Annotated in this window: 19 protein-coding genes, 1 tRNA gene and 1 other RNA gene; 13 read left to right on the forward strand and 8 right to left on the reverse strand. The window is 75.3% G+C overall.

Features of this window, described 5'->3' with window-relative positions; genetic code table 11:
* Both ABQ292_RS07935 and ABQ292_RS07940 read right to left on the reverse strand, forming a co-directional pair.
* The coding region (locus tag ABQ292_RS07935) for a serine/threonine-protein kinase (protein WP_369205010.1) at window positions 1-944 on the reverse strand (944 nt) is incomplete at its 3' end.
* A 43-nt stretch (window positions 945-987) separates the two neighbouring features.
* On the reverse strand, window positions 988-1335 hold the full coding sequence (locus ABQ292_RS07940; protein WP_369205012.1) for a hypothetical protein: 348 nt from the start codon (window positions 1333-1335) through the stop codon (window positions 988-990).
* Window positions 1336-1536: 201 nt separating this feature from the next.
* On the opposite strand from ABQ292_RS07940, the gene ABQ292_RS07945 reads away from it, so the two are divergent.
* The 11 genes from ABQ292_RS07945 to ABQ292_RS07995 all read left to right on the forward strand — a co-directional run bounded on the left by ABQ292_RS07945 (window position 1537) and on the right by ABQ292_RS07995 (window position 12534).
* A tRNA-Ser gene (locus ABQ292_RS07945) sits at window positions 1537-1621 on the forward strand.
* A gap of 239 nt (window positions 1622-1860) precedes the next feature.
* Window positions 1861-1956, forward strand: an RNA gene (gene ffs / locus ABQ292_RS07950) — signal recognition particle sRNA small type.
* Window positions 1957-2045: 89 nt separating this feature from the next.
* Entirely contained in the window at window positions 2046-2717 is a 672-nt protein-coding gene (locus ABQ292_RS07955) for a YceI family protein (protein WP_369205014.1), read from the forward strand.
* Window positions 2718-2773: 56 nt separating this feature from the next.
* Window positions 2774-5125 carry a DNA polymerase III subunit gamma and tau gene (locus tag ABQ292_RS07960; protein ID WP_369205016.1) on the forward strand — a complete coding sequence of 784 codons (2352 nt, stop codon included), beginning with the start codon at window positions 2774-2776 and terminating at the stop codon, window positions 5123-5125.
* A gap of 148 nt (window positions 5126-5273) precedes the next feature.
* Window positions 5274-5663 (forward strand): YbaB/EbfC family nucleoid-associated protein, encoded by a 390-nt coding sequence (locus tag ABQ292_RS07965; protein WP_369205018.1) that lies wholly within the window; start codon window positions 5274-5276, stop codon window positions 5661-5663.
* A 55-nt stretch (window positions 5664-5718) separates the two neighbouring features.
* On the forward strand, window positions 5719-6318 hold the full coding sequence (recR, locus tag ABQ292_RS07970) for a recombination mediator RecR (protein ID WP_369205020.1): 600 nt from the start codon (window positions 5719-5721) through the stop codon (window positions 6316-6318).
* Window positions 6319-6634: 316 nt separating this feature from the next.
* Window positions 6635-8341: an ABC transporter substrate-binding protein gene (locus tag ABQ292_RS07975; RefSeq protein ID WP_369205022.1), complete on the forward strand. Its 1707-nt coding sequence runs from the start codon at window positions 6635-6637 to the stop codon at window positions 8339-8341.
* A gap of 42 nt (window positions 8342-8383) precedes the next feature.
* The gene (locus ABQ292_RS07980; protein ID WP_369205024.1) at window positions 8384-9388 is read left to right on the forward strand and encodes an ABC transporter permease; all 1005 of its coding nucleotides are present in this window, start codon (window positions 8384-8386) and stop codon (window positions 9386-9388) included.
* Window positions 9385-10326 carry an ABC transporter permease gene (locus ABQ292_RS07985; RefSeq protein WP_369205026.1) on the forward strand — a complete coding sequence of 314 codons (942 nt, stop codon included), beginning with the start codon at window positions 9385-9387 and terminating at the stop codon, window positions 10324-10326. The genes ABQ292_RS07980 and ABQ292_RS07985 overlap by 4 nt, the downstream gene beginning before the upstream one ends.
* 13 nt (window positions 10327-10339) lie before the next feature.
* Window positions 10340-11404: an ABC transporter ATP-binding protein gene (locus ABQ292_RS07990; RefSeq protein WP_369205114.1), complete on the forward strand. Its 1065-nt coding sequence runs from the start codon at window positions 10340-10342 to the stop codon at window positions 11402-11404.
* Complete coding sequence (locus tag ABQ292_RS07995) at window positions 11401-12534, forward strand: ABC transporter ATP-binding protein (protein WP_369205028.1); 1134 nt, start codon at window positions 11401-11403, stop codon at window positions 12532-12534. Before ABQ292_RS07990 ends, ABQ292_RS07995 begins: the two co-directional genes overlap by 4 nt.
* A gap of 65 nt (window positions 12535-12599) precedes the next feature.
* Here ABQ292_RS07995 and ABQ292_RS08000 read toward each other — a convergent pair whose 3' ends face one another.
* On the reverse strand, window positions 12600-12956 hold the full coding sequence (locus ABQ292_RS08000) for a Rieske (2Fe-2S) protein (protein ID WP_369205030.1): 357 nt from the start codon (window positions 12954-12956) through the stop codon (window positions 12600-12602).
* A 115-nt stretch (window positions 12957-13071) separates the two neighbouring features.
* Between ABQ292_RS08000 and ABQ292_RS08005 the strand changes: the two genes are divergently transcribed.
* Together ABQ292_RS08005 and ABQ292_RS08010 are read left to right on the forward strand one after the other, a co-directional pair.
* On the forward strand, window positions 13072-15144 hold the full coding sequence (locus tag ABQ292_RS08005; RefSeq protein ID WP_369205032.1) for a TPM domain-containing protein: 2073 nt from the start codon (window positions 13072-13074) through the stop codon (window positions 15142-15144).
* Between the two features lie 115 nt (window positions 15145-15259).
* Window positions 15260-16006 carry a VOC family protein gene (locus tag ABQ292_RS08010; protein WP_369205034.1) on the forward strand — a complete coding sequence of 249 codons (747 nt, stop codon included), beginning with the start codon at window positions 15260-15262 and terminating at the stop codon, window positions 16004-16006.
* A gap of 69 nt (window positions 16007-16075) precedes the next feature.
* On the opposite strand, the gene ABQ292_RS08015 is transcribed toward ABQ292_RS08010, so the two are convergent.
* The 5 genes from ABQ292_RS08015 to ABQ292_RS08035 form a co-directional block, all read right to left on the reverse strand.
* Window positions 16076-16507: a PPOX class F420-dependent oxidoreductase gene (locus tag ABQ292_RS08015; protein WP_369205036.1), complete on the reverse strand. Its 432-nt coding sequence runs from the start codon at window positions 16505-16507 to the stop codon at window positions 16076-16078.
* Window positions 16504-17478, reverse strand: coding sequence for a pirin family protein (locus ABQ292_RS08020; protein ID WP_369205038.1), 975 nt, complete (start codon window positions 17476-17478; stop codon window positions 16504-16506). The genes ABQ292_RS08015 and ABQ292_RS08020 overlap by 4 nt, the downstream gene beginning before the upstream one ends.
* A 34-nt stretch (window positions 17479-17512) precedes the next feature.
* Window positions 17513-18424 carry a DUF5996 family protein gene (locus ABQ292_RS08025; RefSeq protein ID WP_369205040.1) on the reverse strand — a complete coding sequence of 304 codons (912 nt, stop codon included), beginning with the start codon at window positions 18422-18424 and terminating at the stop codon, window positions 17513-17515.
* 82 nt (window positions 18425-18506) lie between these two features.
* Window positions 18507-19496, reverse strand: coding sequence for a pirin family protein (locus tag ABQ292_RS08030; RefSeq protein ID WP_369205042.1), 990 nt, complete (start codon window positions 19494-19496; stop codon window positions 18507-18509).
* 85 nt (window positions 19497-19581) lie between these two features.
* Window positions 19582-21114, reverse strand: coding sequence for a Mur ligase family protein (locus ABQ292_RS08035; RefSeq protein WP_369205044.1), 1533 nt, complete (start codon window positions 21112-21114; stop codon window positions 19582-19584).
* Between the last annotated feature and the right edge of the window lie 86 nt (window positions 21115-21200).

Below are 21200 nucleotides of genomic sequence, written 5' to 3' on the forward strand. Positions count from 1 at the left end.
GCGAGCGGCGTCGGGGTGCCCGCGGCGAGCCCGTCGGTGCGGGTCCGCCCGGGGTCCGGCCGCAGGTCGGTGCGGGCCAGCAGCACCGTGGTGGTGTCGCCGTCGCGGCCGGCGGCGAGCTTGGCCAGCTCGTCGCGCACCTCGGTCATGGCCGGCCGGGCCGCCGGGTCGGGGTCGAGCATCCGCATCAGCGGCCGTTCCAGGGACCCGGCGCGCCGCGGCGGGCGGATCTCCCCGCCGGCCACCTTGTGCAGCAGCCGTAGGGCGTTGACGTCCATCCCGAACGGCGGCTCGCCCTCGAGGCACGCGTAGAGCGTGGCGCCGAGCGAGAAGACGTCGCTGGCCGCCGACATCTCGACGCCCTGGGCGACCTCGGGGGCCAGGAAGGCCGGCGTGCCGGTGATCTGGCCGGTCTGGGTCAGCGTGACGTCCCCGGCCGCGTGCGAGATGCCGAAGTCGGTGATCTTGACCAGGCCCTCGACCCGTCCACCGCGGCCGATGAGCACGTTGCCGGGTTTGACGTCGCGGTGGACGATGCCCGCCGCGTGCACGGCGGCCAGCGCGTCGGCCAGCTGGGCGCCGATCTGGGCCACCTGGTCGATCCGCAGCGAGCCCTCGTCCTGCAGCACCGCGGCCAGGCTGCGCGAGGGCAGGTACTCCATGACGAGGTACGGCGTCCCGCCCTCCAGGACGACGTCGTAGACCGTGACGGCGTGCGGGTGGCTCAGCCGGGCGGCGATGCGGCCCTCGCGCAGGGCCCGCTGGCGCTGCTCGTCGCCGAGTCCCGGCGCGTTCCCCGCCGGCAGCAGGATCTGCTTGACCGCGACCTGACGGCCGAGCAGCTCGTCCCGGCCCAGCCACACCGAGCCCTGGCCACCGCCACCGATCTGCGTCAGCAGCCGGTAGCGGGCCGCGACGAGGCGGCCGGGCGCGGTGGTGGTCACCGGACGCCCTTACCCCCCGGTGCCGCCCCGCTGAACCTGCAGGTCACACGCCGCTGGGCACGCCGAAGCGGCGGGCGTACTCCTCCTGCGCACCCGAGGGCAGGACGTCGTAGAGCTCACCGAGCTCCTCGACCGCCTCGGGGGCCAGGTCGTCGAACAGCCGCGCCCAGGTCGGGGGCTCGTCGTAGCTGCGTGTCAGCAGCAGCTCCCACGCCTGTGCCTGGCGGTCGCGCTTGCTGCGCTCGGCGACGAACTCCGAGAGGTAGCGGTCCTTGGCCGCCTCCTTCTCCTCGCGGGTCGCCGAGGGCGGCAGGCCGGCGGGGTCGGCGCCGTGCAGGACGGTCACGATGGCCTCCACGACCTCTGGTCGGACCTGCTCCGGCTCGCTCATCCGTCCTGCCTCCTCGTGATCGTGTCGGCGCTCCGCCTCGACGCCTGGCCCGGGTCCCGCGGTGTCACCACGCACTCCCGTGAGGGGTCAGCCTGCCCCGTGCCGTCCCGCCGGACCACCCGGGACGGCACCCGGCGTGCCCGTGACGTCCCGGGGCGCCGGCTGACCCACGTCGCACCGCCCGCTAGGATCGGCCCCACTGGAGGATTCGCCTAGTGGCCTATGGCGCTCGCTTGGAAAGCGGGTTGGGGGCAACCCCTCGGGAGTTCGAATCTCCCATCCTCCGCAACGACGGGGTCGCCACGGCGGCCGGCACGACCACCCCTCCCGGCCAGGGCGCCGGAGGGCAGTTGCGCACCCGGGAGCGCCGCGGCCGGCAGGGGCCGCGGTGACCCGTTCCACCAGCGTGACGATCGATGCCACCGGCCCGTCCTCCTCACCCCTCGCAGGCTCGAGGCGAGCCCCGGGACGGGGCCTGGGCGTCACGGGACGCGAGGCTGCCGGCCGGCGTCCTCTACAGTGGTGGCAGACCCCTCGTGTGGCGTCACCCCGTGAACCTCCCCAGGGCCGGAAGGCAGCAAGGATAAGCGGGCTCTGGCGGGTGCGCGGGGGGTCCCTTGCTTCCCGGGCCCGCCTGTCGGAGCGCGGTTCACAGACTCCTGCCAGGTTCGTGCGTTTGCATCCTTGAACCGTCAAGGGGAGGAGCCGTCGTGGCCCGTCGTCGTCGCACCTGGTGGATCGTCGGGGGGATCGTCGCGGTCCTCGCGCTCGGCCTCGGCATCGGGCCGCTCCTGTACGCCGCCACCCAGGAGGACGCCGCGGCCGCGCCGACCGTGCAGGCCCAGCCCTCGGAGGTCGAGCTCGCTGCCGACACCGACGGCGCCTGGACCGTCTCGCCCGGCTCGTCGGCCGGCTACCGCGTCGACGAGGTCCTCAACGGGGCGAACGTCACCGTCGCGGGCACCACCGACCAGGTCACCGGCTCGGTCACCGTCGAGGGCGGGGACATGGCCTCGGCAGAGGTCGTCGTCGACGTCGCCAGCATCCGCACCGACAACGGCCAGCGGGACAGCTACTTCCGCTCGAACGTCATGGACGTCGAGACCCACCCGACGGCCACCTTCACCGTGCAGGGGCCGGTGGACCTCCCCGAGCTGAGCGGGACGCCGGTGACTGTGCCGGTCACCGGGGAGCTCACGCTCGTCGGCACCACCCGGCCGGTGCAGGCCGACCTCGCCGTCGTCCGCACGGCCGAGGGCGTGGACGTCTCCGGGGCGGTCCCGGTGGTGTTCGCCGACTTCGGCATCGACGCCCCGGACCTGGGCTTCGTCCGGGTGGAGGACCGCGGCCAGGTCGAGTTCCTGCTGCGCCTGACGAAGTGACGAGCCGGACGTCCCGGTGCTGCCGGGACGTCGGTCCGGGCACGTAACCTCGCCGCGTGGCTCTGGCGCTCTACCGGAAGTACCGCCCGGCGACCTTCGCCGAGGTGGTCGGCCAGGATCACGTGACCACCCCGCTGGTCAACGCCGTCGACGGCGGGCGGATCAACCACGCCTACCTGTTCAGCGGCCCGCGCGGCTGCGGCAAGACGTCGTCGGCGCGGATCCTGGCCCGTTCCCTGAACTGCGAGCAGGGGCCGACGTCGACACCCTGCGGGGTGTGCGGCTCCTGCGTGGCGCTCGCGCCCGACGGCCCCGGCTCGCTCGACGTCATCGAGATCGACGCGGCCAGCCACGGCGGTGTCGACGACGCCCGCGACCTGCGCGAGCGCGCGTTCTTCGCCCCGGTGAGCAGCCGCTACAAGGTCTACATCGTCGACGAGGCGCACATGGTGACCACGCAGGGCTTCAACGCCCTGCTCAAGGTGGTCGAGGAACCCCCGGAGTTCCTGGTCTTCGTCTTCGCGACGACGGAGCCGGACAAGGTGCTGCCGACGATCCGCTCGCGCACCCACCACTACCCGTTCCGCCTGGTGCCGCCGACGACGCTGCGCGGCCTGCTGGAGAGGACCTGCGCCGCCGAGGGCGTGCAGGTGGAGCCGACGGTGTTCCCGCTGGTCGTGCGGGCCGGTGGCGGCTCGGTCCGCGACTCGCTGTCGATCCTCGACCAGCTGCTGGCCGGCGCCGGGCCCGAGGGCGTCACCTACGCCAGCGCGGTCGGGCTGCTCGGTGTCACCGACGACGCCCTGCTCGACGAGGCCATCGACGCGCTGGCCGCCTCGGACGCGCCGGGCGTCTTCCGCGCCGTCGACCGCGTGGTCGAGGCCGGGCACGACCCGCGGCGCTTCGCCACCGACCTGCTCGACCGGCTGCGCGACCTGATCGTCCTGGACGCGGTGCCCGACGCCGGCGGCAACGGCCTGCTCGACTGCCCGCCCGACCGGCTCGACCTCATGGTCCAGCAGGCCCGTGCGCTGGGCTCGGCCACGCTGTCCCGGCTGGCCGACACCGTGCACGACGGGCTGTCCGAAATGCGCGGCACGACGGCGCCGCGGCTGCTGCTCGAGCTGGTCTGCGCCCGGATGCTGCTGCCCGGCACCGACGACTCGAGCGTCGCCACGCTGCAGCGGCTCGAGCGGCTGGAGCGGCGGCTGTCGATCGCGGGGGGCGGTGCCGGGACCGACGTCGCCGCCGACGTCACGCCGGCGCGGGAGCCGGTCCGTGAGCCGGTGCGGGAGCCCGCGCGGCCGGCGCCCGCCCACGACGAGCCGGCCCCGGCCGAGCGCCCGGGTGCGCCACGGCGGGAGTACGTCCGCCCGTCGCAGCGCGGGTCCGCCGTCATCGCGGGACCGGCCGAGGCGCCCGCCGCGCCGCCGGCCGCTCCGGTCACCCCGCCGGCGACGCCGTCGGTCGCACCTGCGGAGCCGGCCGCGGCCGCCGCCCCCGTCCCGGCCGCCGCGCCGCCGGGTGACGACGACTGGCCCGAGACCACGCCGCCCGGCTCGGGTGCGTCCCGCCCGGCGCCGGCCCCCGCCGCTCCCGCCGACGACGACTGGCCCGAGACGACCGCCCCGGGCTCGGGCGCGAGCCGCCCGGCCCCCGTTCCGTCGCCGACCCCCACCCCGGCTCCCGCGGACCGGTCGGGCGTGCGCGTGGCCACGGGCGAGCCGGACATCCCGCTGCCGCCGGAGCCCACCGACGACGAGGAGTGGCCGCACCCCGCGGAGCCGGCCGCCGCCCGCGCCGCGGCGGCCCGGGTGGCCGAGCCGCGCCCGCCCGCCGCACCTCCGCGGGCCGCGGCCGAGTCCACGCCGGCCCCGCGCGGTGGCGAACCGACACCCGTCGTGTCGGCGAACCCCGGGGGGATCGACGGGGCCGCCGACGGCGCGCTGACGACCGGCGACGTCCGCCGGGTGTGGCCGGAGCTGCTCGCCGTCGTCAAGCGGCACAAGCGCACGACCGAGGCGCTGCTGAAGAACGCCCAGGTGCACGACCTGCGCGGGGGCGTGCTCACGCTGTCGACCGGCTCGCCGGCGCTGGCCCGCCGGATCGGCGACGACCTCAACAAGGACGTGCTGCGCGAGGCGCTCAACGAGCTGCTCGGGGTGCGGTGGAAGGTCGAGGCGGTCGTCGAGGGCGCCACGGGCCGGTCGCCGGGGACCACGGTGACGCCCGAGGTGGCCCGCGAGGCCGCGCGCGCCGCCGAGGCCGCCGAGGCGCGTGAGCTCATGGCCGAGCGGGCCGCGGAGACCTCCGACGGCGGCGACCGGGAGCACGTGCCGGCCGTCGACCCCGAGCAGGCGGCGCTGGCGCTGCTGCGCGCCCAGCTGGGGGCCCGGCCGGTCGACTGAGGACCTCGTCCTGCCCGTGAAGGACCCCCTTGCCCTCACCACTCGCAGGCTCGAGGCGGGCCCCCTGCAGGGGGGCCGATCGAGGCTCGCGGCGGGACCAGGGACGAGGTCGAGCGGATCGTCGGTGCGGCGGCATAGGCTCGGTGGCATGTTCCCCGGTGGTGGCCAGCCCGACCTGCAGGCGATCCTCCAGCAGGCCCAGCAGATGCAGCAGGCGCTGGCCGCCGCCCAGGACCAGCTGGCCAACGAGGAGGTCACCGGCTCGGCCGGCGGTGGTCTGGTCACCGCCACGATGACCGGCAGCGGTGAGCTGACCGCCGTCACCATCGCGCCCGCCGCCGTCGACCCCGACGACCTGGAGACGCTGCAGGACCTCGTGGTCGCCGCCGTCCGCGACGCCTCCCGCCTCGCGAGCGAGCTGACCGCCGACCGCATGGGCCCGCTGGCCGGCGGCCTCGGGGGCGGCTTCCCCGGCGGGGGTGGTCTCCCCGGTGGCGGCGTCCCCGGTGGTGGTGTCCCCGGCCTGCCCGGCGCCTGATCTCCCGCACCCCGGCGCGCGCCGGGGTGCCCCGTCTCTTTCCCCGAGGAGCACCGTGTACGAGGGTGCCGTCCAGGACCTCATCGACGAGCTCGGCCGCCTGCCCGGCGTCGGGCCCAAGAGCGCCCAGCGCATCGCCTTCCACCTGCTGGCCGCCGAGTCCGCTGACGTCGGCCGGCTCGTGGCCGCCCTGCAGCGCGTCCAGGCCGAGGTCCGCTTCTGCGTGACCTGCTACAACGTCGCCGAGGCCGAGCAGTGCCGCATCTGCCGCGACCCGCGCCGCTCCGACGACGTCATCTGCGTCGTCGAGGAGCCCAAGGACGTCGTCGCGATCGAGCGCACGCGGGAGTTCCGCGGCCGCTACCACGTGCTCGGCGGCGCGATCAGCCCGATCGAGGGCGTCGGCCCCGACGACCTGCGGGTCAAGGAGCTCATGACCCGGCTCATGCACGGCTCGGTCACCGAGCTGATCCTCGCCACCGACCCCAACCTCGAGGGTGAGGCGACCGCGGCCTACCTGGCCCGCCTGGTGAGGCCGCTGGGGCTGACGGTGTCGCGGCTGGCCAGCGGCCTGCCCGTGGGCGGCGACCTCGAGTACGCCGACGAGATCACGCTGGGCCGGGCGTTCGAGGGTCGCCGCCGCATCGACGCCTGAAGGACCCTCCTGCCCCCCGCCGCTCGCAGGCTCGCGGCGCGACCCTGCAGGAGGGCCGCCGTCCTCCCCACCCCCGGGACGCCTCGGAGGGGCCGGGTGCCGGAGGCGCTCCATCGCACCACCCGGACGCCGTCCGCGCTGGTCGCGGGCGCGGTCCGGCAAGGTCACAGGATGGTGTCGATGAGTTCGCGCGGCTCACGACCGTCCTCGGGGCACCCCTAGGGTCCGACGCACGTCCGTGTGGTTCTTCCGCCACACGGCGCCCAGTCGCAGAACTCATCCGGCCCCGCGGGGTCGAGAAGGCAGGTCTTCCGCGATGCAGCGTCGACCCCAGCGTCTGCTGGCCGCCTCGGCGGCCGCGCTCACCGCAGTCACCCTGACTGCCTGTGCCTCCAGCGACCGCGACTCCGGCGGCGGCGGGACGGAGGGCGAGGCCGAGTCCGGCGGCACCCTCGTGTTCGGAGCCGCCGGTGACCCGGCCATGTTCGACCCCGCCTTCGGCAGCGACGGCGAGACCTTCCGGGTCGCCCGTCAGATCCACGAGGGCCTGCTCACCAACGAGCCGGGCGGGACCGACCCGGTGCCCGCGCTCGCCGAGGACTACGAGGTCAGCGACGACGGCCTCGAGTACACGTTCACCCTGCGCCAGGGCGTCACGTTCCACGACGACACCGAGTTCAACGCCGAGGCGGTCTGCTTCAACTTCGACCGCTGGTACAACTTCGAGGGCCTGGCCCAGAGCCCGAGCGCCTCGTACTACTACCAGGCGGTCTTCGGCGGCTTCGCCAGCACGCCGGACACCCCGAGCATCTACGAGAGCTGCGAGGCGACCGACGAGGACACCGCGGTCATCCGGCTGACCCAGGTCACCTCGAAGTTCCCGGCCGCGCTGTCGTTGCCGGCGTTCTCCATCCAGAGCCCGACGGCGCTGCAGGAGTACGACGCGGACAACCTCTCCGGCAGCGAGGACGCGCTCACCTACTCCGAGTACGCCCTCGAGCACCCCACCGGCACGGGCCCGTTCCGCTTCGAGAGCTGGGACCGCGGCAACGGCCAGGTCACCATCGTCCGCAACGAGGACTACTGGGGTGAGCCGGCGCTGCTCGACGAGATCATCTTCCGCACCATCTCCGACCAGAACACCCGCCGGCAGGAGCTGCAGGCCGGGTCCATCGACGGCTACGACTTCGTCGCCCCGGCCGACTACCAGACGCTCGAGGACGAGGGCTTCCAGGTCCTGGTGCGCGACCCGTTCAACATCCTCTACCTGGGCTTCAACGGCGGGAACGTCCCCGGTACCACCGCCAACCCCGCCCTGAAGGACCCACGGGTGCGCCAGGCGATCGCGCACGCGATCGACCGGGACACGATCGTCAGCTCCCTGCTGCCCGAGGGGGCCGAGGCGGCCACGCAGTTCATGCCGCCGACGGTCGACGGTTGGGCCGACGACGTCACCACGTACGAGTACGACGCGGCGCGTGCCCGCCAACTCCTGCAGGAGGCCGGCGCCGAGGGGACGACGCTGCGGTTCTACTACCCGACCGACGTCAGCCGGCCCTACCTGCCGGACCCGGCCGCGATCTACCAGGTCGTCAGCCAGAACCTCACCGACGCCGGCTTCACCATCGAGCCGGTCGCCCTGCCGTGGAACCCGGACTACCTGAACGCGGTGCAGGCCGGCCAGGCCGACATCCACCTGCTCGGGTGGACCGGTGACTACAACGACGCCTACAACTTCATCGGCACCTTCTTCGCCGAGGCGTCGAACGGCCAGGCGTCGGCGGAGTTCGGGGCGTTCAGCGCGCCGGAGATCTTCGAGGCGCTCGCCCAGGCCGACGCCGAGCCGGACCCGAGCACCCGGACGGAGCTGTACCAGGAGGCCAACCGCCGGATCATGGACTACCTGCCGGGTGTCCCGATCTCGCACTCGCCCCCGGCGCTGGTCGTCTCGGAGGACGTCAGCGGTCTGGAGCCGAGCCCGCTGACCGCCGAGGTCTTCTCCACGGTCTCCATCGGCGGCTGATCCCCGTCCGCGAGTCCGAGGAAGGGTCGGGTCCTCCGCGTCGTGCTCCGCTTCATCATCCGACGGCTCCTGCAGCTCGTCCCCATCCTCCTGGGCCTGTCGGTCCTGCTCTTCGCCTGGCTCCGGGCCCTCCCCGGTGGCCCGGCGCAGGCCGCCCTGGGGGAGCGGGCCACCCCCGAGGCGATCGCCCGCTACAACGAGCTGTTCGGTCTCGACCAGCCGATCTACGTGCAGTACCTGCGCTTCCTCGGCCGCGCGCTCACCCTCGACTTCGGCGTCTCGGCGCGCACCGGCCGCCCGGTCACCGAGGAGTTCCTCGAGCGGTTCCCGGGCACGATCGAGCTGACGCTGTTCGCGATGGTCTTCGCCATCGGCCTCGGCATCCCGCTGGGCTACCTCGCCGCCCGCCGCCACGGCAGCTGGCTGGACTCGACGTCGGTCATCGGGTCGCTGCTCGGCGTGGCGATCCCCGTCTTCTTCCTCGCCTACCTGCTCCGGCTGCTGTTCGCCGTCGAGCTGGGCTGGCTGCCGGGCTCGGGCCGCCAGGACGTGCGGATCGAGGCCACGCGCGTCACCGGCTTCTACGTGCTGGACGGGCTGCTGACCCGGGAGTGGGACGCCGCCTGGGACGCGATGGCGCACCTGGTGCTGCCCGGGATCGCGCTCGGCACCATCCCGCTGGCCATCATCGTGCGCATCACCCGGGCGTCGGTGCTCGACGTGGTGAACGAGGACTACGTGCGGACGGCGAACGCCAAGGGGCTGGCCACGCAGACGGTGCGGCGCCGCCACGTCATCCGCAACGCCCTGCTCCCGGTGTCGACGACGATCGGCCTGCAGACCGGCCTGCTGCTCTCCGGCGCCGTCCTCACCGAGACCGTGTTCGCCTTCGGGGGCGTGGGCTCGGCGTTGCGCGACGCCATCTTCGCCCGCGACTTCTCCATCCTGCAGGGCTTCATCCTCCTGCTGGCGATCGTGTACGTGCTGGTCAACCTGCTGGTCGACATCTCCTACGGCCTGCTCGACCCGAGAGTGAGGGTCGGATGACCGCGGTGGGCGAGGTCAAGCGGCGCCGCATCGACGAGCTGGCGGCGCGGGCCGGTCAGGTGCCCGAGGGCGAGGGCGGCGTCTCGCTCACCAAGAGCGCCGTCCGCCGCCTGCGCCGCGACCCCGTGGCGATCACCGGCGCGGTCATCGTGGTGGTCTTCCTCGTCGTGGCGGCCTTCGCGCCGCTGCTGGCCCCCCGCGACCCGCTGGCGCAGACGCTGTTGTCGGAGATCCGGCCCGGCTTCATCCCCGGCAGCCGGGAGGGGTTCCCCCTCGGCGTCGACAACCTGGGGCGCGACACGCTGTCCCGGCTCGTCTACGGCTCGCGGCAGTCGCTGCTGATCGGCGTGGTGTCCACCGTCCTCGGCGCCGCCGTCGGCATGGCGCTGGGTGTCCTGGCCGGCGCGTTCGGCGGCTGGGTGGACACCGTGGTCATGCGGTTCGTCGACATCCTGCTGTCGATCCCCGGGCTGCTGATGGCGATCAGCATCTCGGTGCTGCTGGGGCAGAACCAGTACGCGCTGATGATCGCCATCGCCGTCACCCAGGTACCGGTGTTCGCCCGGCTGCTGCGCGGGTCGATGCTCGCCCAGCGGGGCAGCGACTACGCCCTCGCCGCCCGGGCGCTGGGGGTCAGACGGGGGCGCATCGTCTTCGGCCACGTGCTGCCGAACTCGCTGTCCCCGGTGATCGTGCAGGCGACGCTGTCGCTGGCGACGGCCATCATCGAGGCGGCCGCGCTGTCGTTCCTCGGCCTCGGTGACCCCGACCTGGCGCGGCCGGAGTGGGGGGCGATGCTGTCCACCGCCCAGGACTACCTCTCGATCCGCCCGGAGCTGGCCGTCTACCCGGCGCTGTGCATCATCGTGGTCGCGCTCGGCTTCACCCTGCTCGGGGAGTCGCTGCGGGAGGCGCTCGACCCGAAGTTCCGGAGGTGAGCGGGGCGTGACGATGGAGGTGCTGCCGGCCGACGGCCCCGCGCGCGGGGATCTGCCGGTGCTCGAGGTGGACGACCTCACGGTCACCTTCTCGCGGCGCGGCGAGCAGCCCACGCGCGCGGTGGACGGCGTCGGCTTCTCCGTGGCGGCCGGTGAGACGGTCGGCCTGGTCGGGGAGTCCGGGTGCGGCAAGTCGGTCACGTCACTGGCGATCATGGGGCTGCTGCCCGAGCGCGGGGTGCGGGTCGGGGGGTCGGTCCGCTTCGGCGGCCAGGAGCTGGTGGGCGCGTCCGACCGGACGCTGCGCTCACTGCGCGGGGCGGACATGGCGATGGTCTTCCAGGACCCGCTGTCCTCGCTCAACCCGACCGTGTCGATCGGCACGCAGGTCACCGAGGTGCTGGTCGAGCACCGCGACATGTCGCGCAAGCAGGCGGCCGCGGAGGCCACCGACCTGCTCGACCGGGTGGGCATCCCCGACCCGGCGCGCCGGCTCAAGGAGTACCCGCACCAGCTCTCCGGGGGGATGCGGCAGCGTGCCCTCATCGCGATGGCGCTGGCCTGCTCACCCCGGCTGCTCATCGCCGACGAGCCGACCACCGCGCTGGACGTGACCATCCAGGCGCAGATCCTCGAGCTGCTCCGCGAGCTCGTCGTCGACACCGGGACGGCACTGGTGATGATCACCCACGACCTGGGCGTGGTCGCCGGGCTGTGCGACCGCGTGCACGTCATGTACGCCGGCCGGATCATCGAGTCGGCCGACCGGCACGACCTCTTCGCCCGCCCCCGGCAGCCCTACACCGGCGGGCTGCTCGCCTCGGTGCCCCGGCTGGACGGCGCGCGCGGGGTGCCGCTGCACCCGATCCGCGGCTCGGCCCGCGACGCGATCCCGTGGGCCGAGGGGTGCGCGTTCGCGCCACGCTGTGACAACGCCCAGGACGACTGCCTGACCGAGGTCGCGGGGAGCACCGTGCCACTGGAGTACGACGGGCCGGGGCGCGAGCTGCGCTGCCGCCACCCGCTCACCTACCCGTCGACCCCCGCCGGGGCCACCGCCTCGGGAGCTGCCCGGTGACCGCCGGGGGCGAGCCCCTGCTGCGCGTGGAGGGCCTGGAAGTGCACTTCCCGATCAAGCGGGGGGTGTTCTTCGACCGCACCGTCGGCCACGTCCGCGCCGTCGACGGTGTCGACCTGACCGTCGACCGGGGCACCACGTACGGGCTGGTGGGGGAGTCCGGCTGCGGGAAGTCGACCTTCGGGCGCGCCGTCCTCCGGCTGGTCGAGCCCACCGCCGGCCGGGTGGTCTTCGACGGGGTCGACGTCGCCGCGCTCTCCGGCGAGCCGCTGCGCCACATGCGCCGCCGCATGCAGATGGTCTTCCAGGACCCGCTGGGCAGCCTCGACCCGCGGCAGGACGTCGAGTCGCTGCTGTCCGAGCCGCTGCAGGCGCACGGGCTCGGCGGGGGAAAGGCGGGCATCGCGCAGCGGATCCGGACGCTGCTCGACGCCGTCGGTCTGCCCGCGGCGGCGCTGCGCCGCTACCCGCACGAGTTCTCCGGCGGCCAGCGGCAGCGCATCGGCATCGCCCGGGCCATCTCGCTCGAGCCAGACCTGCTCATCGCCGACGAGCCGGTCTCCGCGCTCGACGTCAGCGTGCAGGCGCAGGTGGTGAACCTGCTCGAGGAGCTGCAGCAGCGGCTGGGCCTGACCTACCTGGTCATCGCGCACGACCTGGCGGTGGTCCGGCACATCAGCGACGTCGTGGGCGTCATGTACCTCGGGTCGCTGGTGGAGCAGGCGCCGTCCGACGTCCTCTACGAGCAGCCGCTGCACCCCTACACGCGGGCGCTGATGAGCGCGGTGCCGGTGCCGGACCCGGTGGTCGAGGAGAGCCGCGAGCGCATCCTGCTCGCGGGCGACCTGCCCTCGCCGGCGAACCCGCCCAGCGGCTGCCGGTTCCACACCCGCTGCCCGTGGCGGCAGGAGACCCGCTGCGACGACGAGGTGCCCGTCCTGCGCGAGCTCGGCACCGGGCACCTGGTCAGCTGCCACTGGGCCGAGGAGATCCGCGACGGCCTGATGCAGCCGCGCTCGCCGGAGGAGGTCGCCGCCAGCCAGGGGGTGGCCATCGCCGCGACCGGCGCCGCGAACCCCGAGAGCGACGCGCTGGTCCAGGGCCTGGACGCCCCCATCGAGCGGCGGTGAGGCCCCGAGACCCCCTGCCCCCACCGCTCGCAGGCTCGCGGTGGGACCCTGCAGGGGGGCCGGCGTCACTCGACGACGACGTCGTCCCCGCGCCGCAGGGCCCTCCGGACCCGCAGCCGCAGCACGCGGCTGTAGGCGCGGACGAACTGGGTGTAGCCCGGCGTCGGGCCGTGGTAGCCGAGGAAGCCGCGCGGACCCGCGACCATCTCCCCCGTGCCGACGTCGTAACGGGCCCCGTGCCAGGGACAGACCAGGCAGCCGTCGGCGTCGAGCTCGCCCTTCGACATGTCCGCCAGCTGGTGGCGGCAGCGGCGCGAGACGGCGAAGTACTCCCCGTCGCGGTTGCCGACCGCCCAGGTGCCGGCCCGGCGCACCGCCCCGGGGGGCAGCTCGCTGGCGGGGATGCGGTCGTTCTCGCTCACGGGGTCCTCCTCGGGCCGGGTGCTGGGCTGACCGGGCCCTACCCGGTTGCGCGCGTCCTACCCGGCCCGGCCGTTCCGGCGGCGTCCACCCGCGGACGCCCCTAGGGTCGGTCCCGTGCGCCGGGTGATGGGGGTCCTCGCCGTCGCGGCGGTGCTGCTGCTCGCCGGCGGCGGGCCTGCGCTGGCCGAGCCGCCCTTCTCCGTGCCCGGGGAGGTGACCGACCTCGTCGGGGCGCTCGGTGGCGACACCGCCCAGGTGCAGCAGGCCGTCGACGAGCGGCAGGCCGAGGACGGCACGCAGGTGTTCGTCGCCTACGTCTCCTCCTTCGACGGCCTGGCGTCCGGCGAGTGGGCGGCGCGGACCGCGCAGTTCTCGGGGCTCGGCCGCACCGACGCGCTGCTCGCCGTCGCCGTGGACGACCGGCAGTACGGCTACTGGGTCGACGACGCCTTCCCGTCGAGCACGGCGGAGATCGACGACCTCCTGGCCACCGACGTGGAGCCCGACCTCGCGGCCGGCGACTGGGCCGGGGCGGCGGTGGCCTTCGCCGACGGGCTGGGCGGCACGACGTCCTCGACCTCCTCGGACGCCGGGTCGGGCGGCGGCGGGTCCGGCGCGGCCACCGCCGCCGTCGTCGGCGGGATCGCCGTCGTCGGGGGCGGGGCGTACCTGGTGGCGCGGTCCCGGCGCCGCCGCCGGGAGGCGCAGCCGCCGCCCACCACCCGGCTGGAGCGTCCCGACCCGCACGCCGGCGTGCCCACCGAGGAGTTGCAGGGCCGGGCGAGTTCCGCGCTGCTCGACCTCGACGAGGCGGTGAAGACCTCCGCCCTGGACCTCGACTTCGCGCGGCTGCAGTACGGCGAGGCCGCCGTCGCCGGGTTCACCGAGGCGCTGGCGCAGTCGCGCCAGGAGCTCACCCGCGCCTTCACGCTGCGCCAGCAGCTCGACGACGAGGTGCCCGAGGACGAGCCGACCCGGCGCGCCGTGGTGACCGAGATCCTGCAGTTGACCGCGGCCGCCGACGAGCGGCTCGACGCCCAGGCCGAGGCGTTCGCCCAGCTGCGCGACCTGGAGCGGACCGCGCCGCAGGTCCTGGAGGGGCTGGGACCGCGGATCACCGCGCTGCACGGCCGGCTGCCCCAGGACGAGGAGCGCACGGCCCGGCTGCGCCGCCGCTACGCCGCCGCGGCGCTGGCGCCGGTGGCCGACAACGTCGACCAGGCCCGTGCGCGGCTGGCCGCCGCCGAGCAGGAGGCCGCCGAGGCGCGCGCCGCCCTCGACGCCGGCCGGTCCGGGGAGGCGGTGGGCGACCTGCGCGCGGCCGAGGACGCCCTGGCGCAGGTGGGCACCCTGCTCGACGCCGTCGCCCGCCTCGAGCGCGACCTCGAGGCCGCCGCCGCCCGCATCCCCGCCGTCCGCGCCGAGACCGAGGAGGACCTCGCCGAGGCCCGCGCGCTGCTGTCCTCCGGTGGTGACAGCGCCGGCCTGCGCCCCCAGGTGGCCCGCGCGGAGGCCGGGCTGGCCGCCGCCGACGAGGCGCTGCGCCCCGGCGACGGCGGGCTGCCCGACCCGATCACCGCGCTGCGCCGGCTCGAGGAGGCCGACCTCGCGCTCGAGCAGGCGCTGGCCGTGGCCCGGGACGCGCAGACGCGCACCCGCCGGGCCGCCGCCGCGCTCGACCAGACGCTGCTGCGGGCCCGCTCGACGGTAGCCGCGGCGGCCGACTTCATCGCCACCCGGCGCGGCGCGGTCGGGCCCGACGCACGCACCCGGCTGGCCGAGGCGCAGCGCCACCTCGACGTCGCCGCGGGCACCGGCCGCACCGACCCCGAGAGCGCGCTGCGGGAGGCGCAGGTGGCCGACCAGCTGGCCCAGCAGGCGCTGCAGCTGGCCCAGGACGACGTCAGCACCTGGTCGGGCGGCTACGGCGGCGGCTACGGCGGCGGCGGGTACGGCGGCGGCTACGGGCCCGGGTACGGCGGCGGGCGGGGCGGCGTGGACCTCGGCAGCCTCGTGCTGGGCGGCATCCTGGCCGGCGGCGCCCGCGGGGGGTTCGGTGGCGGCTACGGCGGCGGGGGGCTCGGCGGCGGTTTCGGCGGCGGGCGCGGCGGAGGCGGCGGGCGGCCCCGCGGCGGCGGGTTCGGTGGCTCGCGCAGCCGCGGGCGCACCGGCGGCGGCCGCTTCTGACCGGAGCTCCCGTGCACCTCCGCGGGCACGGGAGCTCCGATCGCGGAGCCGAAGGGGTCGGGAACTGTCGGCCCCCGGTGGGACGGTGCCCTCCCCGATCACCGAGGAGCAGACCATGCCCACGCGCGACACCCCCTGGCCCGACGGCACGCCCTGCTGGATCGACTACGGCGCGCCCGACGTCCCCGCGGCCAAGGCCTTCTACGGCTCGCTGTTCGGCTGGGACTGGACGGCCGACAGCCCCGAGTTCGGCGGCTACGTCAACGCGCTGAAGAACGGCCACCAGGCCGCCGGCCTCGGCCCGCTCGTGGACCCGGGTGCCTCGCCGTCCTGGACGACGTACTTCGCGGCCGGTGACGCGGCCGCCACCTGTGACCGGATCCGCCAGGCCGGCGGCACCGTCGTCGTCGAGCCGATGGAGGTCGGGCCGATGGGCACGATGGTCGTCGCGGCCGACCCGCAGGGCAACGCCTTCGGCCTGTGGCAGGCCGGCACGCACACCGGCGTCCAGGTGTACGGCGAACCCGGCTCGCTGGCCTGGAACGACGCGGCGGTCGACGACCCGGGCGCGGCCCGCGAGTTCTACGCCGCCGTCTTCGGGTTCACCTACGACGAGGTGCCCGGCGCCGAGGGCTACACCACCTTCGCCACCGCCGACCGCCCGCTCGGCGGTCTCGGCGGCCTCGCCCCGGGTGCGCCGAAGGGGTGGGCGACCTGCTTCGCGGTCGCCTCCACCGACGACGCCGTGGCCGCGGTCGAGGCCGCGGACGGCAAGGTGACGATGGCGCCGATGGACACCGAGTACGGCCGTGTCGCCGTCGTCAGCGACCCGTGGGGCGCGTCGTTCTCGGTGATGCAGTAGGAGGACCCCGTCGCCCCTCACGCCTCGCAGGCTCGGCGCGGGTCCCTGCCAGAGGGCCGTTCCGGCAGGTCACCGGCTGGGCAGCTGGCCGTAGGTGTGCTCGGGGGTGAACCGGACGACGAGCCGCCGGTCGGCGACCATCGCCGCGCGGTACTCGTCCCAGTCCTCGTGCTCGCCGGAGATGCCGCGGTAGTAGGCGACCAGCTCGTCGGCCGCGGCGTCGTGCGGGTCGGTGGCCACCGGGGTGAGCTCCGCGGTGCCCTCGACGGCCACCCACGACCAGAAGTCCTGCGACGAGACGTGCAGGGTCAGCCGCGGGTCGGCCTGCAGGTTGCGGGTCTTGGCGCGGTCGGCGGTCACCGACACCCGGAACAGCCGCTGCGCCGGGTCGTAGGCGTACCCCACGTTGGACAGCTGCGGCCGGCCGTCCCGCTTCACCGTGGCCAGCACGCCCCAGCGGTGCTCGGCGAGGAAGGCGAGGTGCCGGTCGTCGGCGCTCACCGGACCCGCCCGCGGGCCTTGAGCGGCACCGGCGGCAGCGCCGGGGCGGGCTGACGGCCACCCTCGTACCCCTCGACGACGCCGAAGCGCTCGTCCTCGGCGTTCCACCGCTCGGCGTACTCGACGATCTCCTCGCCGGACCGGCCGACGAAGTTCCACCACATCACCAGCCGCTCCTCGAACGGCTCGCCGCCGAGGAGCAGCAGCTTCGTGGCCGCCTCGGTGCGGATCCGCACCGTCCGGCGGCCGGTGCCGAGGTAGACCATCGCGCCGTGGGCCAGCGGCGCGCCCTCGACGTCGGCACCGCCGGAGGCGCCGAGCAGCGCGTGCTCGAAGTCCGGCTCCAGCGGCAGCTCGACGTCGGCGCCCGCGGCGAGGTCCAGGTCGACCCCGACGATCGGGGTGTGTGCCGTCCCCGGCGACGTCGCCCCGCCGAAGCCGCCCATGAGCACCGTGGCCCCCACGCCGTCGGAGTCGAAGCCGGGCAGGGTGGCGTGGTGTTCGAAGGCGGGCGCGGTGTCGCGGGCGGCGTCGGGCAGCGCCACCCACAGCTGGGCGCCGTGGAGGTACCGCGGGTGGGGCACCGGCGACTGCTCGGAGTGGCTGATTCCGTGCCCGGCGGTCATCAGCGCCAGCTCGCCGGGGCCGAAGGCGACGTCGCTGCCGAGCGAGTCGCGGTGGTGCACCCGGCCCTGCAGCAGCCAGGAGACCGTCTGCAGCCCGGTGTGCGGGTGCGGCGGCACCTGCATGCCCGGGCCCTCGGCGACGTCGTCGGGGCCGTAGTGGTCGACGAACGCCCAGGCGCCGACCATCCGCCGGCCCAGCGTGGGCAGCAGCCGCCGCACCATGGTGCCCTCGCCCAGCAGCACCTCCTTGCCGGGCAGCAGGTCGAGGGCCGGGCCGGCGGTCGTCCCCGCCAGCCCGCCCAGCTCGCGGGCGGGCGGACGGGGTCCTTCTCCGAGGTTGCTCATGGCGTGGACTCCCGGACGGTGCGAGCGGTCGTGGTCATCGTGGCTCGGGTGCGGTCGGACAGCGGAGGGCACCGAGGTCCCAGCCCGCGCGGCGGGCGCCGGCGGCGTAGGCGCTCTCCAGGAAGTCGAGGACGACGCCCCGCGGGTCGGCCGCGGTCCGCACCTCGTCGTAGGGGAGCAGCGCGAGGTGGGCCCCGCGGCTGTCGATCCAGCGCGCCGCGGCCGGCCGCAGCGGCTCCTCGGCCAGCCCCGCCGGCTCGGGCGCGGTGTAGGAGTAGAAAGCCGGCTCGGCCACCTGGGCGTCGCCGAACCAGAAGCCGGCGCTGATCACCTCGTGCGAGTAGGCCTCGCGGGTGACGGGGTCGACGGTGTCCGGCTGCTCCACCCTCCGGTCGGAGAAGCGGGTGACGGCGAGGTCGAAGGTGTGCCAGAAGTGGTGCACCGGGCTGGTCTTGGCGTAGCTGCGCCCGGCGAACTCGTCGAGCACCTGCGCCACCTGGCCCAGCACCACCCAGTAGCGGGTCACCATCGCCGGGTCGTAGGACGCGTGGTGCTCGTCCTCGGCGAACGGGGTCCGGTCGGCCAGGTCGAACGGGACCGGGAGCTCGACGGTCGCCGGCAGGCCCAGTGCCGAGAGGGTGTCCAGCAGCTGCCGGTAGAACCCCGCCACGCTCAGCCCGGGCAGCGGGAACGACGCCCGCCGTCCGTCGGCCACGGCCACCTCCAGCCGGTGGTCGACCAGGTCGAGGTCGACGGCGAAGACGGGGTCGAAGCCCATGGGCCGGGTGGTGAGGCCCCGGCCGGTGAGGTGGAAGGGGATGTGCCACCAGTGGTTGCGCCGCGGGGCGTTGGCCAGCCGCAGCTTGCCGACGACCTGCAGGAACCGGTGCACGGTCTCCTTGGTGTCGGCCCACTCGGCCAGCGGGATGGGCGGGAAGACGGTCACGGGCGGCTCCTCCGTCGGCTACCGGTGGCGGCCAGCATGCAGTCCCCGGCGGCGGCGGGGAAGCCGCCACCGGGGGTCGCGGTCACCGGCCGCTCTCGCCCCGGACAGCGGCGTGCGGCACGTGCTGGGCGGGCACGGCGCCCAGACGGCCGGCCGAGAAGTCGGTGAAGGCGTCGAGCACCTCCTGCCGGGTGTTCATCACGAACGGCCCGTACATCGCGATCGGCTCGCGGATCGGCCGGCCACCGAGGACGACGACGTCGAGCGCCGGCGTCCGCGACTCCTGGTGGACGGCGCCGTGGACCGTCACCGTGTCGCCCGGGCCGAGGACGGCGAGCCGGCCGGTGCGCACCGGCGCCCCGTCGACGCCCACCGAGCCGGCCCCGGACAGGACGTAGACCAGCGCGTTGAACGACGGGTCCCACGGCAGGTCCAGCGTCGCGCCGGGGGAGACGGTGGCGTGCACCATCGCCATCGGCGTGTAGGTCGAGCCGGGGCCGTGGTGCCCGCCGACGTCGCCGGCGCTCACCCGGAGGAACGCCCCGGCGTCCGGGCTGGCCAGCAGCACGGACGCCTCGGCACGCAGGTCCTGGTAGCGGGGCTCCACCCACTTCTGGGCCCGCGGCAGGTTCACCCACAGCTGCAGGCCGTGGAACAGCCCGCCGCTCCGCACCAGGTGCTCCGGCGGCCGCTCGATGTGCAGGACGCCGCCGCCGGCGGTCATCCACTGGGTGTCGCCGTTGCTGATGGTGCCGCCGCCCCCGTGGGAGTCGGCGTGCTCGAAGGTGCCGTCGATGATGTAGGTGACGGTCTCGAACCCCCGGTGCGGGTGCCAGGAGGTCCCGCGGGGCTCGCCGGGTGCGTACTCGACCTCGCCCATCTGGTCCATGTGGATGAACGGGTCGAGGTCGCGCAGGTCGACGCCGGCGAAGGCGCGGCGGACCGGGAAACCCTCGCCCTCGAAGCCCGACGGCGCCGTGGTCACCGAGCGGGTGCGGCGCCGGACGGTGCCCGGGGCGGGCAGCGGGACGCGGGGGAGCGTGGTGGTGTCCTCGACGGTCACGGCGGGCATGGCCGGCCTCCTCGGTTGAGGGCTCAACTAGTGACGACTGTAGCGCCTGGATGAGCCCGTGTCTTCCCGCCGGCGGACGGACCCGTCAGGAGGCGCGCTCGGCGCGACCGACCCCGCGGGCCGGCGGGCCGTGCTCGGCGATGAGCGCGGTGTTGGCCACCTCGGCGTCGTCGAGGTGGACGGCGTCGCGCGGGTCGGTGGTGTCGAGCAGCCGCGTCTCGTGGCCCCGGCCGACGACGAGGACGACGTCGGCCGGGCCGGCCGCGCGGACGGCGGCGGAGATGGCCTGCCGCCGGTCGGGCACCGTGTGCACGGCCGCGTTCGTGCCGAACAGGCCGACCCGCAGCTCGGCGATGATCGCGGCCGGGTCCTCACCGTGGCTGCCCTCGTTGGTCAGCCACACGCAGTCGGCGGCCCGGGCCGACTCGCCCAGCCCCTGCCGCTTGTAGCGGTCGCGCCGGCCGCGGGCGCCCAGCACCAGGTGCACCCGGCCGCCGGGGCCGCACAGGTCGCGCGCGGTGGTGATCGCCGCGGCCAGGGCGCGCGGCGTGTGCGCGTAGTCGACGACGACGACCGGGCGTCCCGACCCGCCGAGCACGGTCCCGCGGCCCCGCGGCGGGGCCACCGCGGCCAGCCCGGCGGCGATCCGGTCGGCCGGTACGCCGAGCACCCGGCCGGTGGCCCAGGCCGCGGCCAGGTTGCCCACGTGCACCCGGCCGACCAGCCGGCTGCGCACCCGGTGCCCGCCGGTGTCGTCGGCCAGCAGCAGCTCGGTGCCCGCGGCGCCGGTCCGCCAGCCCAGCACCCGGACGTCGGCGTCGGACGCCGTCCCCACCCGGGTCACCGGCACCCGGGCCTGGTCGGCCAGCCGCCGTCCCCACGGGTCGTCGACGACGACCACGCCGGCCGCCGTCCGGTCCGGCTCGAACAGGCGTGCCTTGCTGGCCCAGTAGTGCTCGAGGGTGCCGTGGTGGTCGAGGTGGTCCTCCTCGAAGCCGGTGAACACGGCGACGTCGAGGTCGAGCCCGTCGACGCGGCCCCGGTCCAGCGCGATGGAGGAGGCCTCGACGACGGCCCGCCGCGCCCCGGCGTCGACCATCCAGCGCAGCAGCTCGTGCAGCTCCGGGGCCTCGGGCGTGGTCAGCGCCGTCAGCCGCGAGCGGGTGCCGACGCGGGCGCCGAGCGTGCCCACGACGCCGGTGCGGTCGCCGCCGGCCTCCAGCACGCCGCCGACGAGCGCGCTGGTCGTCGTCTTGCCGTTGCTGCCGGTCACGCCCACCAGGCCCAGCTCCAACGCGGGGTCGCCGGCCAGCAGGGCGCCCAGCGGGCCCAGCTGCGCGCGCACCCACGGCACGCAGAGGACGGGCAGGTCCGTGGTGACCGGGCGGTCCACCAGCAGGGCGGCCGCACCGGCGCGGGCGGCGGCGGCGGCGTGCCGGTGCCCGTCGCTGGCCGCCCCGCGGACGCAGGCGAACAGCGAGCCGGGGACCACCCGCCGCGAGTCGGTGACCAGGCCGCGCACGGTCAGGTCGTCGGCGCCCCCGGACCGCACGACGGGTCCGCCGGGGAGGGTGCGGGCACGGCGTTCCACCTCCGACCAGGGGACCGTGGGCAGCACCTGGCCGACGCTATGTCCGCCGGGGGGATCGGTGCAGATCGGAAGGGCGCCATACGGTGGCGCGCCGTCCTTCGCACCGGCCGCGG

Origin of the sequence: Geodermatophilus maliterrae, from assembly GCF_041018925.1 — a bacterium.
GTDB lineage: Bacteria > Actinomycetota > Actinomycetes > Mycobacteriales > Geodermatophilaceae > Geodermatophilus > Geodermatophilus maliterrae.

Bases quoted from the DNA above. Each gene is read 5' to 3' on its own strand.
- ABQ292_RS07990 (WP_369205114.1), top strand. From the start codon at position 10,340: ATGGAGGTGCTGCCGGCCGACGGCCCCGCGCGCGGGGATCTGCCGGTG.
- ABQ292_RS07940 (WP_369205012.1), bottom strand. From the start codon at position 1,335: ATGAGCGAGCCGGAGCAGGTCCGACCAGAGGTCGTGGAGGCCATCGTG.
- ABQ292_RS08010 (WP_369205034.1), top strand. From the start codon at position 15,260: ATGCCCACGCGCGACACCCCCTGGCCCGACGGCACGCCCTGCTGGATC.
- ABQ292_RS07985 (WP_369205026.1), top strand. From the start codon at position 9,385: ATGACCGCGGTGGGCGAGGTCAAGCGGCGCCGCATCGACGAGCTGGCG.
- ABQ292_RS08030 (WP_369205042.1), bottom strand. From the start codon at position 19,496: ATGCCCGCCGTGACCGTCGAGGACACCACCACGCTCCCCCGCGTCCCG.
- ABQ292_RS07965 (WP_369205018.1), top strand. From the start codon at position 5,274: ATGTTCCCCGGTGGTGGCCAGCCCGACCTGCAGGCGATCCTCCAGCAG.
- ABQ292_RS07975 (WP_369205022.1), top strand. From the start codon at position 6,635: ATGCAGCGTCGACCCCAGCGTCTGCTGGCCGCCTCGGCGGCCGCGCTC.
- ABQ292_RS08020 (WP_369205038.1), bottom strand. From the start codon at position 17,478: ATGAGCAACCTCGGAGAAGGACCCCGTCCGCCCGCCCGCGAGCTGGGC.